The 14,799-nt window shown below is 54.7% G+C and carries 14 protein-coding genes; 11 read left to right on the forward strand and 3 right to left on the reverse strand.

What is annotated here, in order from left to right; genetic code table 11:
* Window positions 1-122 precede the first annotated feature (122 nt).
* From B9A24_RS07820 to B9A24_RS07835, 4 genes are all read left to right on the forward strand, one after another.
* Window positions 123-638 carry a sigma-70 family RNA polymerase sigma factor gene (locus B9A24_RS07820; RefSeq protein WP_084444619.1) on the forward strand — a complete coding sequence of 172 codons (516 nt, stop codon included), beginning with the start codon at window positions 123-125 and terminating at the stop codon, window positions 636-638.
* A gap of 260 nt (window positions 639-898) precedes the next feature.
* A complete protein-coding gene (locus B9A24_RS07825; protein ID WP_084444620.1) occupies window positions 899-2,386 on the forward strand; it encodes a phytoene desaturase family protein in 1,488 nt (495 codons plus the stop codon).
* 96 nt (window positions 2,387-2,482) lie between these two features.
* Entirely contained in the window at window positions 2,483-3,325 is an 843-nt protein-coding gene (locus tag B9A24_RS07830) for a phytoene/squalene synthase family protein (RefSeq protein ID WP_084444621.1), read from the forward strand.
* A gap of 92 nt (window positions 3,326-3,417) precedes the next feature.
* A complete protein-coding gene (locus B9A24_RS07835; RefSeq protein ID WP_084444622.1) occupies window positions 3,418-3,888 on the forward strand; it encodes a hypothetical protein in 471 nt (156 codons plus the stop codon).
* A gap of 9 nt (window positions 3,889-3,897) precedes the next feature.
* On the opposite strand, the gene B9A24_RS07840 is transcribed toward B9A24_RS07835, so the two are convergent.
* Window positions 3,898-4,365: a DUF2141 domain-containing protein gene (locus tag B9A24_RS07840; RefSeq protein WP_200813880.1), complete on the reverse strand. Its 468-nt coding sequence runs from the start codon at window positions 4,363-4,365 to the stop codon at window positions 3,898-3,900.
* Between the two features lie 280 nt (window positions 4,366-4,645).
* Here B9A24_RS07840 and B9A24_RS07845 point away from each other — a divergent pair, with 280 nt between their 5' ends.
* The 3 genes from B9A24_RS07845 (at window position 4,646) to B9A24_RS07855 (ending at window position 8,749) form a co-directional block, all read left to right on the forward strand.
* Window positions 4,646-5,494 carry a 4-hydroxy-3-methylbut-2-enyl diphosphate reductase gene (locus B9A24_RS07845; protein WP_084444624.1) on the forward strand — a complete coding sequence of 283 codons (849 nt, stop codon included), beginning with the start codon at window positions 4,646-4,648 and terminating at the stop codon, window positions 5,492-5,494.
* Between the two features lie 98 nt (window positions 5,495-5,592).
* Window positions 5,593-6,336, forward strand: a complete 744-nt coding sequence (locus tag B9A24_RS07850; RefSeq protein ID WP_084444625.1) for a fatty acid desaturase — start codon at window positions 5,593-5,595, stop codon at window positions 6,334-6,336.
* A 424-nt stretch (window positions 6,337-6,760) separates the two neighbouring features.
* The gene (locus B9A24_RS07855) at window positions 6,761-8,749 is read left to right on the forward strand and encodes a tetratricopeptide repeat-containing sensor histidine kinase (protein ID WP_143434824.1); all 1,989 of its coding nucleotides are present in this window, start codon (window positions 6,761-6,763) and stop codon (window positions 8,747-8,749) included.
* On the opposite strand, the gene B9A24_RS07860 is transcribed toward B9A24_RS07855, so the two are convergent.
* Together B9A24_RS07860 and B9A24_RS22030 are read right to left on the reverse strand one after the other, a co-directional pair.
* A complete protein-coding gene (locus B9A24_RS07860) occupies window positions 8,730-9,467 on the reverse strand; it encodes a LytR/AlgR family response regulator transcription factor (RefSeq protein WP_084444627.1) in 738 nt (245 codons plus the stop codon). The genes B9A24_RS07855 and B9A24_RS07860 overlap by 20 nt on opposite strands.
* A gap of 359 nt (window positions 9,468-9,826) precedes the next feature.
* A complete protein-coding gene (locus B9A24_RS22030; RefSeq protein WP_159451982.1) occupies window positions 9,827-10,000 on the reverse strand; it encodes a hypothetical protein in 174 nt (57 codons plus the stop codon).
* Between the two features lie 325 nt (window positions 10,001-10,325).
* On the opposite strand from B9A24_RS22030, the gene mraZ reads away from it, so the two are divergent.
* The 4 genes from mraZ (at window position 10,326) to B9A24_RS07880 (ending at window position 14,786) form a co-directional block, all read left to right on the forward strand.
* Window positions 10,326-10,799: a division/cell wall cluster transcriptional repressor MraZ gene (gene mraZ / locus B9A24_RS07865; protein ID WP_084444628.1), complete on the forward strand. Its 474-nt coding sequence runs from the start codon at window positions 10,326-10,328 to the stop codon at window positions 10,797-10,799.
* Window positions 10,796-11,743 carry a 16S rRNA (cytosine(1402)-N(4))-methyltransferase RsmH gene (rsmH, locus tag B9A24_RS07870; RefSeq protein WP_084444629.1) on the forward strand — a complete coding sequence of 316 codons (948 nt, stop codon included), beginning with the start codon at window positions 10,796-10,798 and terminating at the stop codon, window positions 11,741-11,743. The genes mraZ and rsmH overlap by 4 nt, the downstream gene beginning before the upstream one ends.
* A 1-nt stretch (window position 11,744) precedes the next feature.
* Window positions 11,745-12,374 carry an FtsL-like putative cell division protein gene (locus tag B9A24_RS22265; protein WP_200813881.1) on the forward strand — a complete coding sequence of 210 codons (630 nt, stop codon included), beginning with the start codon at window positions 11,745-11,747 and terminating at the stop codon, window positions 12,372-12,374.
* 90 nt (window positions 12,375-12,464) lie between these two features.
* The gene (locus B9A24_RS07880; protein ID WP_084444630.1) at window positions 12,465-14,786 is read left to right on the forward strand and encodes a penicillin-binding protein; all 2,322 of its coding nucleotides are present in this window, start codon (window positions 12,465-12,467) and stop codon (window positions 14,784-14,786) included.
* The last annotated feature ends 13 nt before the right edge of the window (window positions 14,787-14,799 follow it).

The raw sequence follows: 14,799 nt of genomic DNA on the forward strand, positions 1-14,799 counted from the left end.
CGTACATTGGGGTGGCCTAAACAAGTACAGGAGACTCAAGAAAAATAATTGCTTCAAAGCTATCCGACTTTCAAATCTTCTCGTATATTTGTTTAACTTTTTGCCACGAAAAGCTAAACAGTATGACCTCTCTGGAATTCACTAATCAAGTACAAAAGATTTCCTATTCGCTGAAGCCCGTGGCGATGAACCTGACCCGCGACGCCGACGATGCAAAGGACCTGGTACAGGAAACCTTGCTCAAGGCGTTGTTGAATAAGGACAAGTTCAAGGCTGGGACCAACTTGAAGGCATGGTTGTACACCATCATGCGCAACACCTTCATTAACAACTATAATAAGATTACCAAGCGCAATAGCAATATTGACAGCACCGAGTATTTCCAGTACTTCAACACCGACGAGAACTACATCACTCACAACGGCGCTTCCAGCGACTTCGTGGTAACCGACATCAACGAGGCGATTGCTACCCTCTCGGCCGATTACCGCACCCCGTTTATGATGTACTATATTGGCTACAAGTACCTGGAGATTGCAGAGAAGCTACAGATCCCGATTGGTACCGTGAAAAATCGTATTCACATTGCCCGCAAGGAACTGAAGCAGGCGCTGAAAGTATACGCCCCCGGTGTGTAGAGTATAGGGAGAGATAATACCGCCGCCCGGGCGTAGAGCGGGCCGCAGGATACAAAACCGAAAGGTGGCGTACCCGCGGCCCGCTTTTTTAATCGCGTATTTCGCAGATTGTCTCTGATTCGGGGGTTTAGGCTGCAATCTGGCAAACCTCTGCTCAATTAAACGGTATCAATAGGAGCCCTTGCTTCGCAAGCGAGGCCTTCACCTCAATATTAGCACCTGCTGTTGGTGCAACATCCATTCTACCTAATTGGTAATTTGTGAGTAAACACGTTCTAGTTATTGGCGCGGGCTTCGCGGGCCTATCGGCGGCTACCTCCCTGGCCCAGCGCGGCTACCAGGTCACGGTGCTGGAGAAAAATGAAGGGCCGGGGGGGCGGGCGCGCGTCTTTCGGGCTGAAGGCTTCACCTTCGATATGGGCCCGAGCTGGTACTGGATGCCCGACGTGTTTGAGCAATACTTTGCCCGTTTCGGGCACCAGGTGGCCGATTTCTACGACCTGGTGCGCCTCGACCCATCGTACGCCGTGATTTTTGGCGATGAAGACATCCTGGATATTCCCGCCGGTATGCCCGAGCTGCGCGCCATGTTTGAGCATCTGGAGCCCGGCAGCGCTGTCCGGCTCGATGAGTTTTTGCGGCAAGCGGCTTACAAGTATGAGGTCGGGATAAACAAATTCGTGCACATGCCCGGCCGCTCCCTGCTGGAGTTTGCCGACCCACGCCTGCTCGTGGATGCCGTGCGCCTGGACGTGCTGCAAAGCATGAGTAAGCATGTGCGCCGCTTTTTCAAACACGAAAAGCTGCTCAAGCTCATGGAGTTTCCGGTTTTGTTTCTAGGAGCTACGCCCGAAAACACGCCGGCTCTGTACTCGCTTATGAACTACGCCGATCTGGCCCTGGGCACTTGGTACCCGCGGGGTGGCATGCACAAAATAGTGGAAGGCATGGTCAAAGTGGCTGAGCAGCAGGGCGTGAAGCTGGAATACAACCAGGAAGTGCAGGAAATACGCGTGGAAAACGGCCTCGCCACCGGAGTGCAGACCGCCACTGGTTTTCGCCCCGCCGATATCGTAGTGGCCGGCGCCGACTACCACCACGCCGAGCAGCAGCTATTAGCCCCCCAGCACCGGCACTATGACGAAAAATACTGGGATTCGCGTACGATGGCGCCCTCGTCGTTGCTGTTTTATCTGGGTATAAATAAGCGCCTGAAAAACCTGCGCCACCATAACCTCTTCTTCGATGAGGACTTTGGTCGCCACGCCCAGGAGATATATGAGCAGCCGCAGTGGCCCAGCAAGCCGTTGTTTTACGCCTCCGTGCCTTCCCAAACCGACCCTACAGTAGCTCCCGAAGGCTGCGAAAACCTGTTTCTGCTGGTGCCCGTGGCCCCCGACTTAGCTGATCCTGAAGAAACCCGTGAGCGGTATTATCACCTCGTAATGGACCGCCTGGAGCGCCTCACGGGCCAGAGTATCCGCGACGCGGTGGTGTACAAGCGTAGCTACGCCCACCGCGACTTCGTGGCCGACTACCACAGCTACAAGGGCAACGCCTATGGCCTGGCCAATACGCTCAAGCAAACGGCCATTCTCAAGCCCACGCTGAAAAGTAAAAAGGTCAGTAATCTGTATTTTACGGGCCAACTCACCGTGCCCGGCCCCGGCGTACCGCCCTCGCTCATTTCGGGGCAGGTAGTGGCCAGGGAAGTTGAGAAAGAGAACAAGTTGTCATTCAACAATTAACATTTATCATTTACCATTCTGTACTGTCTTTATAATCGGGCATCTGAGTGATCTATGAGCTGTTAAATGGTAAATGATAAATGTTAAATGAAACCAATGGACCACGTTGCCCTTTTTGATGAAACCAGCCTGGCGTGCAGTAAGCTGATTACCAAGCGATACAGCACGTCGTTTACGCTGGGTATCCGCACCCTCGACCCGCGGTTTCACCTGCCCGTGTACGCCGTCTATGGCTTCGTGCGCTGGGCCGACGAAATCGTGGATACCTTCCACGACCACGACAAAGCCACGCTGTTTGCCGATTTCCGGCGCCAGACTTATGAGGCGCTCGATACACGCTTTAGCCTGAGCCCAGTGCTGCACGCGTTTCAGCTTATAGCGCACCGCTACAGCATAGATCGGCAGTTTATTGAGGCATTTTTGCGCAGTATGGAAATGGATCTGGAGGACTGTAATTACAATCAGTCGCTCTACGACGAGTATATCTACGGCTCGGCGGAAGTGGTGGGGCTGATGTGCCTGCGCATCTTCTGCGAGGGCGATGTGGCTTTGTTTGACCGTTTGCGGGAGCCTGCTCGCCGCTTAGGCGCTGCTTTCCAGAAGATCAACTTCCTACGCGATATCCGCTCCGACTATGAGGAGCGGGGCCGGGTGTACTTCCCCGGCGTGAGCTATGAGCACTTCAACGATGCCGTGAAGCGCGACATTGAAGCTGATATTCGCGCTGATTTTGAGGCGGGCTACGCCGGTATCGTGCAGCTGCCGCGGGCGGCGCGCCTGGGCGTGTATCTGGCGTATGTGTACTACCTGAAGCTGTTTCACAAAATTCGTCAGCTGCCCGCCACCCAAATCCTCGGGGGCCGCGTGCGCGTGCCCGACAACACAAAACTACTGCTGCTGGTCGGCTCGTACTTCCGCTACCGGCTACGCACCATATAATCCTCAAAAAAAGCCCCCCAGACGGTAGTTATGCTTGGTTTTGCGCTGTCTGGGGGGCTTTTTATTACTCATCACCCACCCACACACCTTCTATGCATTCTTCCTACGACCTCGCCACCCTGCGCCGCCACTACGAGCAAGCCGCCGCCGATAAAGCGGCCGCTGAGAAGTTCTATCAGCTTACAAGTAGCTACCAAGGCAATGAAGCCTTGCCACTCGCCTACAAAGCCGCTGCCGAAGCCATCCGGGCGCGCGACGCTTCCATGTTCAATAAGCTGACCTATGCCCAGGCGGCCGCCCGCATCTTCGAACAAGCCGCGGCCGCCGACTCAAACAATGCTGAAGTTCGGTTTCTGCGCTTCAGCGTGGAAAGCAATATCCCGGCTTTCCTGGGCCTGAGCCCGCACGTAGAAGAAGATCGGCAGTATCTGCTGGATGCGCTGCGGCAGCATCCGCAGTCTGGCCTCGATGCGGAGGCGTTCCATACGGTGCGCGGTTTTCTGATAGGCCGGGGCCACGTAAGTGCGGAGCAGGCGCAGGAATTGGAGCAACTGACGGCCTAAGCCCGGAACCTAATACTTCATCGCGAGCTGCACCTTCACGCGGGGGCCATGCACCGCTATTTTCGCCTCGGCAAAAGATGGCGGTCCCATCGTGGCGCGCGGATTATTAGAAAATGCGTAGCCTTCAGTGGGAAGGCCGATGAAGTTAGTGTCGAGACGGCCGTTGTTGTTCTCGTCGTGGTAGGCAGCTATGGCATAGTCGCCTTTGGGCAGCTTATCAAAGATGAAAACGCACTCCTTAGCTGTCAGCTGCACTTTTTGGGTGGCCACCGACTTCTTACCCGGAAATCCTTCTTTGCGATTGTAGAGCGACACGTAGCAAGTGCCGCGAGCGTTGCGCAGGTTGGCGACGCTGCCGCTGATGGCATGGCTGGCCGGCACATCGGCGTCGGTAGTGGCGGTGCGCCAAAGCGCCGGGACCGCCGAAACGAATGCTAGTAGTTGAAGCAGCGTGATGGAAAGAAAAGAGCGAACCAAGAGGTAGCAGGAGGTAAGGATGGCAGATGGATGGCGATTACTGACTTAAATCCTTAAATCAGGCTTCAAAGCTACACTACTCAGTGACTTCCAACGCGCACGACTGCTTAATCTTATTGTTTTCCATTTGCGGAAAAAAGAGGATTTTGCAAATTGTAGAAGACAGTTAATCAGCCTCTACACGTCGTGAGCTTAACTACGAGCCCAACTTATTGCGTACCTTATCAACAGGGCACGTTTCGGCCCATAACCTTCCGGCCATTTTCCTGGTTACCGATTTATGCCGCACCATCTGAGCGTCCATATCGACCCCAACTCTGGCTTTTGCTTCGGCGTTATCTATGCCATTCAAATGGCCGAGGATATTCTGGAAGAACAGGGCTACCTGTACTGCCTCGGCGATATTGTGCACAATGACGAGGAAGTAGAGCGCCTTGAGCAGCGAGGCCTGCGCATCATCGACTACGATACCCTGGCTCAACTGCGCAACGAGAAAGTGCTGATTCGGGCCCACGGCGAGCCGCCCAGCACCTACCAAACGGGCCTTGAAAACAACCTGATCCTGATTGATGCTTCCTGCCCGGTGGTGCTCAAGCTGCAAAACCGCATCAAAACCAGCTACGACAAGCAGGAGCAGATCTTCATCTATGGCAAGCACGGCCACGCCGAAGTGCGCGGCTTAATGGGCCAGACCAGCGGCAATGCGGTCGTCTTTGAGAACCTGGACGAGCTGCTGGGCCACGAATTGCCCCCCAGCATCACGCTTTACAGCCAGACCACGAAAAGCACTGACAGCTTTTACCGCATCAAGGGTGAGCTGGAGCAGCGCGGCTACGCCATCAACGCCAATGATACTATTTGTCGGCAGGTAAGCAACCGGGATAAGGACCTGCGCAAGTTTGCCGCCCAGTTCGACCAGATTGTATTTGTGTCGGGCACCAAGAGCAGTAATGGCAAAGTGCTTTATCAGGTTTGCAAGGATACCAACCCCCAAACCCATTTTATTTCGAAGGTGGACGAAATCTGCGCCAGCTGGTTTGAGCCGGGCCAGTCGGTCGGGATTTGCGGGGCCACCAGCACGCCAATGTGGCTGATGGAGGACGTGCGCGATACTCTTTTGGCGCTTTAAACCCATTGTGGAAGGAATTATAAACTAGTATTTGGTCTTTAGAAGGCCCTACGTCTGCAAGAGCAAACGTCCGGTTTACATCAACTTAGCAATACTTAATGCACGCTACCGCCTCTGCTCATCCTGCTGCTACTCGCCTGAAGCCAGCTCCGGTCGGTAATAAGGGTGTGCTGGCTGCGGGATGTATTTTACTGGCCTGGGGGGCTTTATTGACGTTTTTGCTGGCTTCTTATAAGCCGGATTGGCGTACGCCGTGGCCCTATTTGCTGCTGCTACTCCAAACGCACCTGTACACCGGCCTGTTCATCACCGCCCACGACGCTATGCACAGCGTAGTCAGCGCCAATAAGCGCCTGAATGACGGCTTGGGCACGGCGGCGGCGCTGCTGTTTGCCTTCAACTGGTTTCCCCGGATGCTGCCCAAGCACCACCAGCACCACCGCCACGTCGGCACCCCCGACGACCCCGATTTTCACGATGGTCGTCATCCGGGCTTTCTGCCCTGGCTGGCGCGCTTTGCCTGGAACTACGTTACGTGGTGGCAGGTAGCGCTCATGGCAGCTACCTACAACGCGCTAAAGCTGTTTTTTCCGCAGGCCAATGTCATTGCCTTCTGGATGATACCAGCGATACTGGCCACGGTACAGCTATTCTTTTTTGGCACCTATCTGCCCCACCGTGGCGAGCACACCGAGCACAATCCGCATAAGTCACGCAGCCAGTTTCGTCACCACTTATGGGCCTTCACGAGCTGTTATTTCTTTGGCTACCACTATGAACACCACGATCAGCCGTACCTACCTTGGTGGCGGCTATGGCAGGCTAAAGAAGAGGCGGAGTAGTAGTTTTTGATGTAGATTTCTGCTCTGCGCCCTGCCTTTTTTTATAGCCTGTCTTTCAAATTATGCCAAGAGTTTATATTTAAATAGTTATGTTTTAAAACAAAATGTTTTTATTCATAATCGAGTGTATTTAGGCCTTGAAAAGATCATGAGGCCCTTTTTCTGTAAGGAAAATTTTTATTACTATTTTTTCCTAACTAAAAAAATACCAACTTAGCGCTATATAGTGTTTCGGGTTGATGTTTTGCTAGTTACCACCGTTTTCAGCACTTTGATATCCACTTGCGCCCGCCGGGCTCAGATAGTGCAGGTGTGCCTAAAAAAGACGGATTTATCGTGGGCAAGGCAGAGAGTGGGTGCTTTATTGGGCCAGTCAGCCAACTGCTCGGGCACGGCCGTCATAGTATTATTAATCTATGCTGGCGTGGCTACTACCGCGCACGCCGCGAGTTCAGCGCCGCTCACCTTTTCGCAACAGCATCAGCAAGCCAGTCACCCGGTTGCTGTAGCCGATCCATTGAATTCCCTGAAGCAGGCCAAACTTGCTTTGGAAGCTGCCACTAAAGCAAAAAATGCCCCCCAGACAGCTATCGCGCAGCTACGGTTGGGAAGCGCTTTTGAGGCACTGCACCGCTATGATGAGGCGGTACCACACTTTGCTGCCGCGCTGCGCCACCATGTGCGTACGCGAAATACCTACAGCGCTGCCACCGTTCGCTACGCCTTGGGTAGTGCCCAGTTCAGCCAGGGCGATACCGGCAAGGCGCGCGAGACCTATCTGCTCGCTTTAAAGTCATTTACTGCCCTCCAGAACCTGGCTGGCGTGGCGCAAGGACATGAATTGCTAGGTCATTTATATGCCAGTGAGGCTAAATGGACGCAGGCCCTGAAAAACCACGAGCAGGCGCTAGTAGCCTGGGAAAAGGTCGGCAACGAGTACCAGACGATAGTGGCCATGAACAATATGGCCAATGTGCACCGCCAGCAGCGCCATTATAGTCGCGCCCTGTATCATCTGCAACGTGCTTACCGCAAGGCATTAATGTATCAGGATAGTGCCCGCACGGGCCAGACGCTTACCAGCATTGGGCAGGTATATCAGGCTATGAACAACCAGGAGGTGGCAATGGGCTTTTATACGCAGGCGCTTACCAATTTGCCCCCCACCACGGCTCCGGACTATGTCGCTGACCTGCTGCATTCCTTAGCTACTGCCCACGATTCAATTGGTAATCATGAGCAAGCCAGCGCCTACCTGCGGCAAGCCCTGCTTCTAGCCCGGCAAGCGCGCGCGCTTAGCCGAGTCAGTAGCATTTATCAATCGCTATCAAACCTCTACCAGCGTGACAACCAATATGCGTTGAGTCTAGAGGCTTTGCGTCATTATGCTGATTTGCAGGACAGCGTGTTTGCCGAGCAGCGTTCGGCGCAGGTAGCCGAACTGCAGACTCGTTACGAAACCGAAAAGAAAGAGCGAGAGATTCAGCTCCTGACTAAAGATCGGCAGATTCAGGCCAGCCAGCTGCGCCGTCAGCAACTGTTGCGTAATGTGCTCTTGACAGGAACAGCAGTGCTGATAGTGCTAGCTACGGTATTGTATCGTAGTCGCCGCCGCCATCGCCGCCTTAATGGCTTGCTGCAGCAGCAGAACGTAGATATTCAGGCTCAGCGGGATGAGCTGGGAAGGTTAAACCGCACCAAAAACACGCTTTTCTCCGTGATTTCGCATGATTTGCGCAGTCCGCTGGGCTCTTTGTATTCAATGCTGTCTCTGCTGAATATGGGGGCGCTGCCGCCCGAGCGGCTCGCGGTGCACTCCGAACGGCTTAGCCGCATGCTAGATACTACTCTGAGCTTGCTCGACAACTTGCTGAATTGGTCAGCGGCGCAAATGGGAGGGGAGGCCATCCGCCCTGAACCAGTATACATCGACGAAACCGTGGAAGAAACTTTGTCTCTGCTTCTCAGTGATGCCGAACGAAAAGGAATTTACCTGCTTAACCACGTGGAAGAGCCCTGCGTGGTTCAGGCCGACCTGAACATGATTCGACTAGTGCTGCGCAATCTAGTGGCGAATGCTATCAAGTTTACGCCCGCCACGGGTACCGTAACGGTGGCTGCTCAGCCCCTGGGCACTATGTGGGAAATTACGGTCACCGACTCAGGTATAGGTATTGCCAGTACCGACCGGGAAAAAATCTTCGGACAGGGTGGGCCTCATACCACACTCGGAACGGCCCGCGAGAAAGGTACTGGTCTGGGGCTGGTGCTCTGCAAGGACTTTGTGGAGCGTAATGGGGGGAAGCTGTCCTTCGAGAGTGAAGTAGGTCAAGGCTCGATCTTCCGGTTTACCTTACCCGCCGTAACCCAGATCATGGGAGTTAGTCGGAACACTAATTCTGCCGCCGGATAAGCGAGCGGCCAATAATACCTTCCGTCAGGCGTTCCCTGTAGGTTTGCCCCACGGGTAAGTTATGGCCGCCTACCCGCACCTCTTGGGTGCTTACTGACTCGATATGGTTGGCGTTGACTAAGTAAGAGCGGTGCGTGCGCACGAACATGCCAGTGGGTAATTGTTCTTCCAGATTCTTGAGGTTGACTAGTGTTAGATGAGTGCGCCCGTCAGCGGTATTGATTTTAGTGAAATCCTTAAGAGCTTCCATATACAGCACATCCCGGTAGTGTAGGCGAACAAACTGGGAATCCGTGCGAATAAAGAAGGAGCCCGGTCGCAGAATCTGTTCGTAAATCTCAGCCTCGCTTGACGAAGAGTTGCGGATTAAGCTCACTACTTTGCTCACGGAGCGCAAAAAACGGTCGAGAGAAATAGGCTTTAACAAAAAGTCAATCACGTCGAGGTTGAAGGCTTCCATAGCGTACTGTGGAAAGGAAGTCATCAGGACCACCAATGGCGGCTGACGCAGGGCACGTACCAGATCGAGGCCACTGAGGTGGGGCATCGTAACATCGGAGAACAGTACCTGCACGTCGTGGCTGGTAAGATAGCTGTGGGCCTCCAACGGGTCGGTAAATACAGCCTTTACTTCCAGTACATCCGTCATGGCTATATACGCCTGCAACAACTCCAGTACCAGCGGGTCGTCGTCGAGAAGCAGACAACTGATCTTCATAAATGGAAATTTGATAATTAGTGGGGTGTGAATATAATAAGATTTAGATAATTAGGAATAAAGTTGGTATACTAATTTTATGTCTCAACCCTAAAAAAGGCCCGCTAATCGACTTTTACCCCCTATTGGTATATCTCCAGCATAAGAAAATATATATAAGCGTTATTTGGATAGAATCTTAATTTGTAAGTATTGCAGGAAAAGTTGTAATGTTCTCTGAGCGCACTTACTTGGTCGTTATCTAAGATGGATTATAGATTCGGTGGGCGACAAAAACGCATTAAAGCATCTCTGAAATTAAAGTTCAACAAAAAACCCGAGCCATTCCTGGTTCGGGCTTTTTGTTGGACTTTATGATATTAGTACGTGGCACCATCGGTGTGTATATCGTTGGTTTTCATGCAGCCCTCGGGCAGCTTATCATAGGTACAAGTGTCGGCAGGCTGGGCATCAGCGGCGTAGTCGGCACGCTGTACGGCCATTCGGAAGGCTGCGGGATTGGTCTTATTGGGGCGATAGGTGACCGTAAGCATTTGAGATGACACATCAGAATTGATCGTCTGTACCCCTTTTTCATGAACCAACAGGCCCCAGAAAATCTAATGTGCAGATCAAACCTGGCGTCTGAAGGTCTTCAGGTCATGCGGAAATTAGGACTGCCAATTTGGCAAAAGGTCTACCACACGCTACCACTTTTCTGCTCAAAACAGTTTTAGTTTCTAAAAAAAGCCCCCCAGTACATTGAAAAGGGCTTTTTGAGTAGTGGTAGAAAATGGTAAATCGTGGTTGCCTTTTGCTAGGCAATCTGTACTTTTGCTAACCCCCCTTTCTCAGGGTCCACGGGTCTGATCTCTCCCTATGAATCTTCTCTCTGGCGAATACGAGTGCAAGCTTGACCCGAAAGGGCGCTTGGTGCTGCCCGCCAAGGTGAAGGGGAATCTGCCGGAGGCTTCGGGCAATCAATTGGTGCTGGTGCGTGGCTTCGAGCCCTGCCTGGTGCTATACCCGCGCGCTGCCTGGCGCGTGATTCATGAGAAGGTGATGGCCCTGGACGAGTTTAACGAGGAGTACCGGCAGTTTCAGCGCAACTTCTTCCGTGGCATGACGGAGGTCGATTTCGATAGCATTGGCCGCTTTATGCTGCCGCGCACCATGCTGCGCTACGCCGGTATCGAGAAGGAAGCCATCATCGTGGGGCTGGGCAACCGCTGCGAAATCTGGGACCCCGAGCGTTACGATGAGTTCCTGATCAAAGACCAGCAGAGCTTTTCCAAGCTGGCGCAGAAATTTTTGTCTACCGAAACGCCCCCCGCGGGGCAACAGGCCGCATGAGCGCCGTGCAGCCCACCAACAGCGCGGCCTACCACCGCCCCGTGATGCTGGCCGAGTGCCTGCAAGCATTAGAAATACAGCCCGACGGCCGCTACGTAGATGTTACGTTTGGTGGCGGCGGCCACTCCCGGCCCATCCTAGAAAAGCTTACCACCGGCCACCTCTACAGCTTCGATCAGGATGCTGATGCTGAGCAAGAAGCTGCCGCATTAGCCAGCCCCAACTTTACGTTTATCCGCGCTAACTTCCGCGACTTGCAGCAGGAGCTGGCTGCCCACGGCGCGCTGCCCGTCGATGGTCTGCTGGCCGACCTGGGCGTGTCGTCGCACCAGTTTGACACGGCCGAGCGCGGATTCAGTACTCGCTTCGATGGCCCCCTGGATATGCGCATGGACCCCGATGCCGACCGCACGGCCGCCGAGGTAGTGGCCGAGTATTCGGAGGCCGAGCTGCACCGCATCTTTGGGATGTATGGCGAAGTAACCAACGCCCGCACCCTGGCCAATACGCTGGCAACAGCCCGGCGCGGGCAGGCGGTGCGCACCATCGGCGAGTTGAAAAAGGCCATTGCGCCCTGTACGCCGCGAGGAAAGGAGAATAAGTATCTGGCCCAGGTATTTCAGGCCCTGCGCATTGAAGTAAACGATGAGTTGGCGGCCTTGCAGGAAATGCTGCTGCAAACGGCACAGGTGCTGCGGCCGGGTGGTCGGCTGGTGGTCATGTCCTATCATTCTTTAGAAGATAGGCTGGTGAAGAATTTTATGGCTAAAGGCAAGTTTTTCGGCGATGTCGAAAAGGATTTTTACGGCCACCAACACACGCCCTTTACCGTGCTCACGCGCCGCCCCGTGGAAGCGTCGGCCGCTGAAGTGGCGGAGAATAGCCGCGCCCGCAGCGCCAAGCTGCGCATCGCGGAGAGAAGTCAGGAAAAAGCTAAGAGTTGATATGGCAATAAATACCATCAAACCACCTGTTGCGTCGCCCCGCGCCAACGTGCCCCGGCCGGTTGTCGTGGTCGCGCCGGAGCCCGTGCGGGCTCCCGTGCTCGAGTCGCTGCCCGTGGAGGAAGAAGCGCCGCGCGCCGTGCCGCGCCCGCCAAAGCCGCGCAGCACCTGGAGTGTGTTTACGCTGCTGGAACGCATCACGCGCATGGATGGCCTGTTTCGGGAAGGGTTGCCGGTGCACTACCTGCCGCACGTGCTGTTCATCATGTTTCTGACCTTGCTCTACATCGGCAACACACACTACGGCTACCGCATGAACCGCAACATCCAGAAGCTGAAGCTGGAAACCGAAGACTTGCGCGCTGACTACACGACCCTGAAATCGGATTACATGGAGGCCAGCAAGCAGAGCGAGGTAGCCCGCAAGGTGGCTGCTTATGGCTTGGTCGAAAGCTCCTCGCCGCCCTTCCGCATCACGGTGCCCGCTGGCCGCCTCGATGAGGCCGAGCTGGATAAGCTACCTATCATCACCGCCGACTCATTAATGGCGCGTGCCGTGCGCGACTCACTGGCTACGGTTGCCGCCGATTCGGTAGCGCTGGCTGAAGTACAGAGTGAAGTCCAAGAATAAAGTCCTGAGTGCGGGCTTCGGCCTGCATATGTTTTAGGGGTGGAAAAAAGCCCCCGGAGTCTTAATTAAACGCGAAACACACGTACTACTTTGAAAGGCAACGTTAAAAAATCCATCGTTACGCGGGTGCGGCTGGCGTTTTTGGGCGTCTGCCTGTTTTCAGCCGCCATCGTATGGAAGGTGTCGCGAATTCAGTTTCATGAAGGCGACAAATGGCGGGCTTTGGAGCAGGAACGCCGGGTGGTGTATCAGCCGGTATTCGCCACGCGCGGCACTATTCTGTCCGACAACGGCAGTATTATGGCCACTTCACTGCCGTTCTACCGCGTCGCCTGGGACCCGAGCGTGGTGGATAAGCAGCTGTTTCGCAGTAATGTAGATTCACTGGCGTTGCTTTTGTCGCGGTTTTTCGGCGACCGCTCCGCCCAGGAGTACCGACGTAAGCTGATGAACGCGAAGAACTCGAAAGAGGTAGTGCGCTACCTGCGCCTGAATTCGCGGCAGATCAATTATCAGGATAAAAAGAAGCTGGCCCAGTGGCCCATTTTCCGGGCGGGCAAGAACAAAGGCGGCGTTATTTTCGAGAAGGTAGATAAGCGCTTTCGGCCTTTCGGCGGCTTGGCGCAGCGGACCGTGGGCTTTTTGAACGAAGATAAAAACGGAGCGGGCTTGGAGTTTACCTATAACAGTCAACTCGCCGGTAAAGACGGCGAAGCGTTGTTTGAGCGCCTGCCGGGGGGTAATAAGCCCATTTATGATGGCACCGAAATAAAGCCGCTGCCTGGCTACGACATCAAGACCACCATTGATATCAACCTTCAGGATGTGGCCGAAAATGCCCTCTACAAGTCCCTGGTAGACAATGACGCCCAATATGGCTGCGTGATTCTGATGGAAGTGCAGTCGGGGGAAATTAAGGCGGTGGCCAACCTGGGCAAGGCGGCCGATGGCGTGTACCGCGAAGATTACAACTACGCTATTGCCGACCAGGGCCGTACCGAGCCGGGCTCCACGTTCAAGCTGGCATCGATGATGGCCCTGTTTGAAGACAATCCCGATCTGGAGCTCACCGACATCGTGGACACCGGCAATGGCCGCATGTACATCGGCGGGGCCGTGAAAACCGACTCGCACGCCAACGGCAAGATTTCGGTGCAGAAAGTGGTGGAGCAATCTTCCAATATCGGGGTAGCCAAGCTGGTACACGACCATTTTCACCAAAGCCCCGATAAGTACACCGATTATCTGAAGAAGTTTGGGCTCGATAAGCCGCTGGGCTTTCAGATGCACGGCGAGGCGCGGCCCTACGTGAAAGACCCCACCGACCGGAGCTGGAGCCGCACCTCGCTCACCACCATGAGCATCGGGTACGAGCTGAAACTGGCCCCCCTGCAAACGCTGGCTTTTTACAACGCCATTGCCAACGACGGTGTGAAAGTTCAGCCCATCATCGTAAAGGAAATACGGCAGGCGGATAAGGTGATTGAGGAGTTTGAGCCTAAAATATTAAACCCCAAAATCTGCTCGGAGGAAACCTTGCGCAAGGTGCGCGCGATGCTGGAAGGCGTGGTGCTGCAGGGCACAGCCAAAGCCATCAAATCGAACGACTTCAGCATTGCAGGCAAAACGGGTACAGCCTGGAAATTCAAAAATGGCCAGTACACCAAAACCTACTCCACCAGCTTCTGCGGCTACTTTCCGGCCGATAAGCCCAAGTACAGCTGCATCGTGGTGGTTGATTCGCCCAAGCGGGGCCGCATCTATGGCTCCGACGTGGCGGCGCCGGTTTTCCGCGAGGTGGCCGACAAAGCTATGGCCCGCGACATTGCCAGTCAGCGCCCCTTGCTGGCGCGGGTACCGCTCAACAAGACGCAGATACCCGTGGTGAAGGTGGGCTTGCAGGATGAACTGACGCTGGTGTGCGAGAAGCTGGGCGTGAATCAGCAGTCGCAGGCGGCGGGCGAGGAGTGGGTGCGGGCAGATACCAATACCCGTTCCCTGGCTTGGCAGGTGCAGCCCGTGCGGCGCGGGCAGGTGCCCGACGTGAGCGGCATGACTCTGCGCGATGCGCTGTTTTTACTTGAAAACCGAGGCTTGCGGGTACAAGCCGTGGGTAGCGGCCGGGTGCAGCGGCAGTCGGTAGCGGCCGGCACGCCCTTACGGCGCGGCACCGTGTTGCTACTGGAATTGCAGCCCATTGGCGCTATGGCGGGCACGAAGCCCCAGCCACCACCCGCCCGCACCAAATTGGTAGAAAACAAGCTCTTGACACCTGCCGACCCTGATCCGGCCAAACAGCGCGCCAAGCTACTGCTCCGGCAAGCACAACTCAAAAAGAAGCTTCTGGAGGAAGAAACCGGCCCGATAGAAGTGAAAAAACCGGAAGTAAGTAAGGATAAGAAAAAGGTATAAATGATTGCCTCAT

Origin of the sequence: Hymenobacter roseosalivarius DSM 11622, from assembly GCF_900176135.1 — a bacterium.
GTDB classification, from domain to species: domain Bacteria; phylum Bacteroidota; class Bacteroidia; order Cytophagales; family Hymenobacteraceae; genus Hymenobacter; species Hymenobacter roseosalivarius.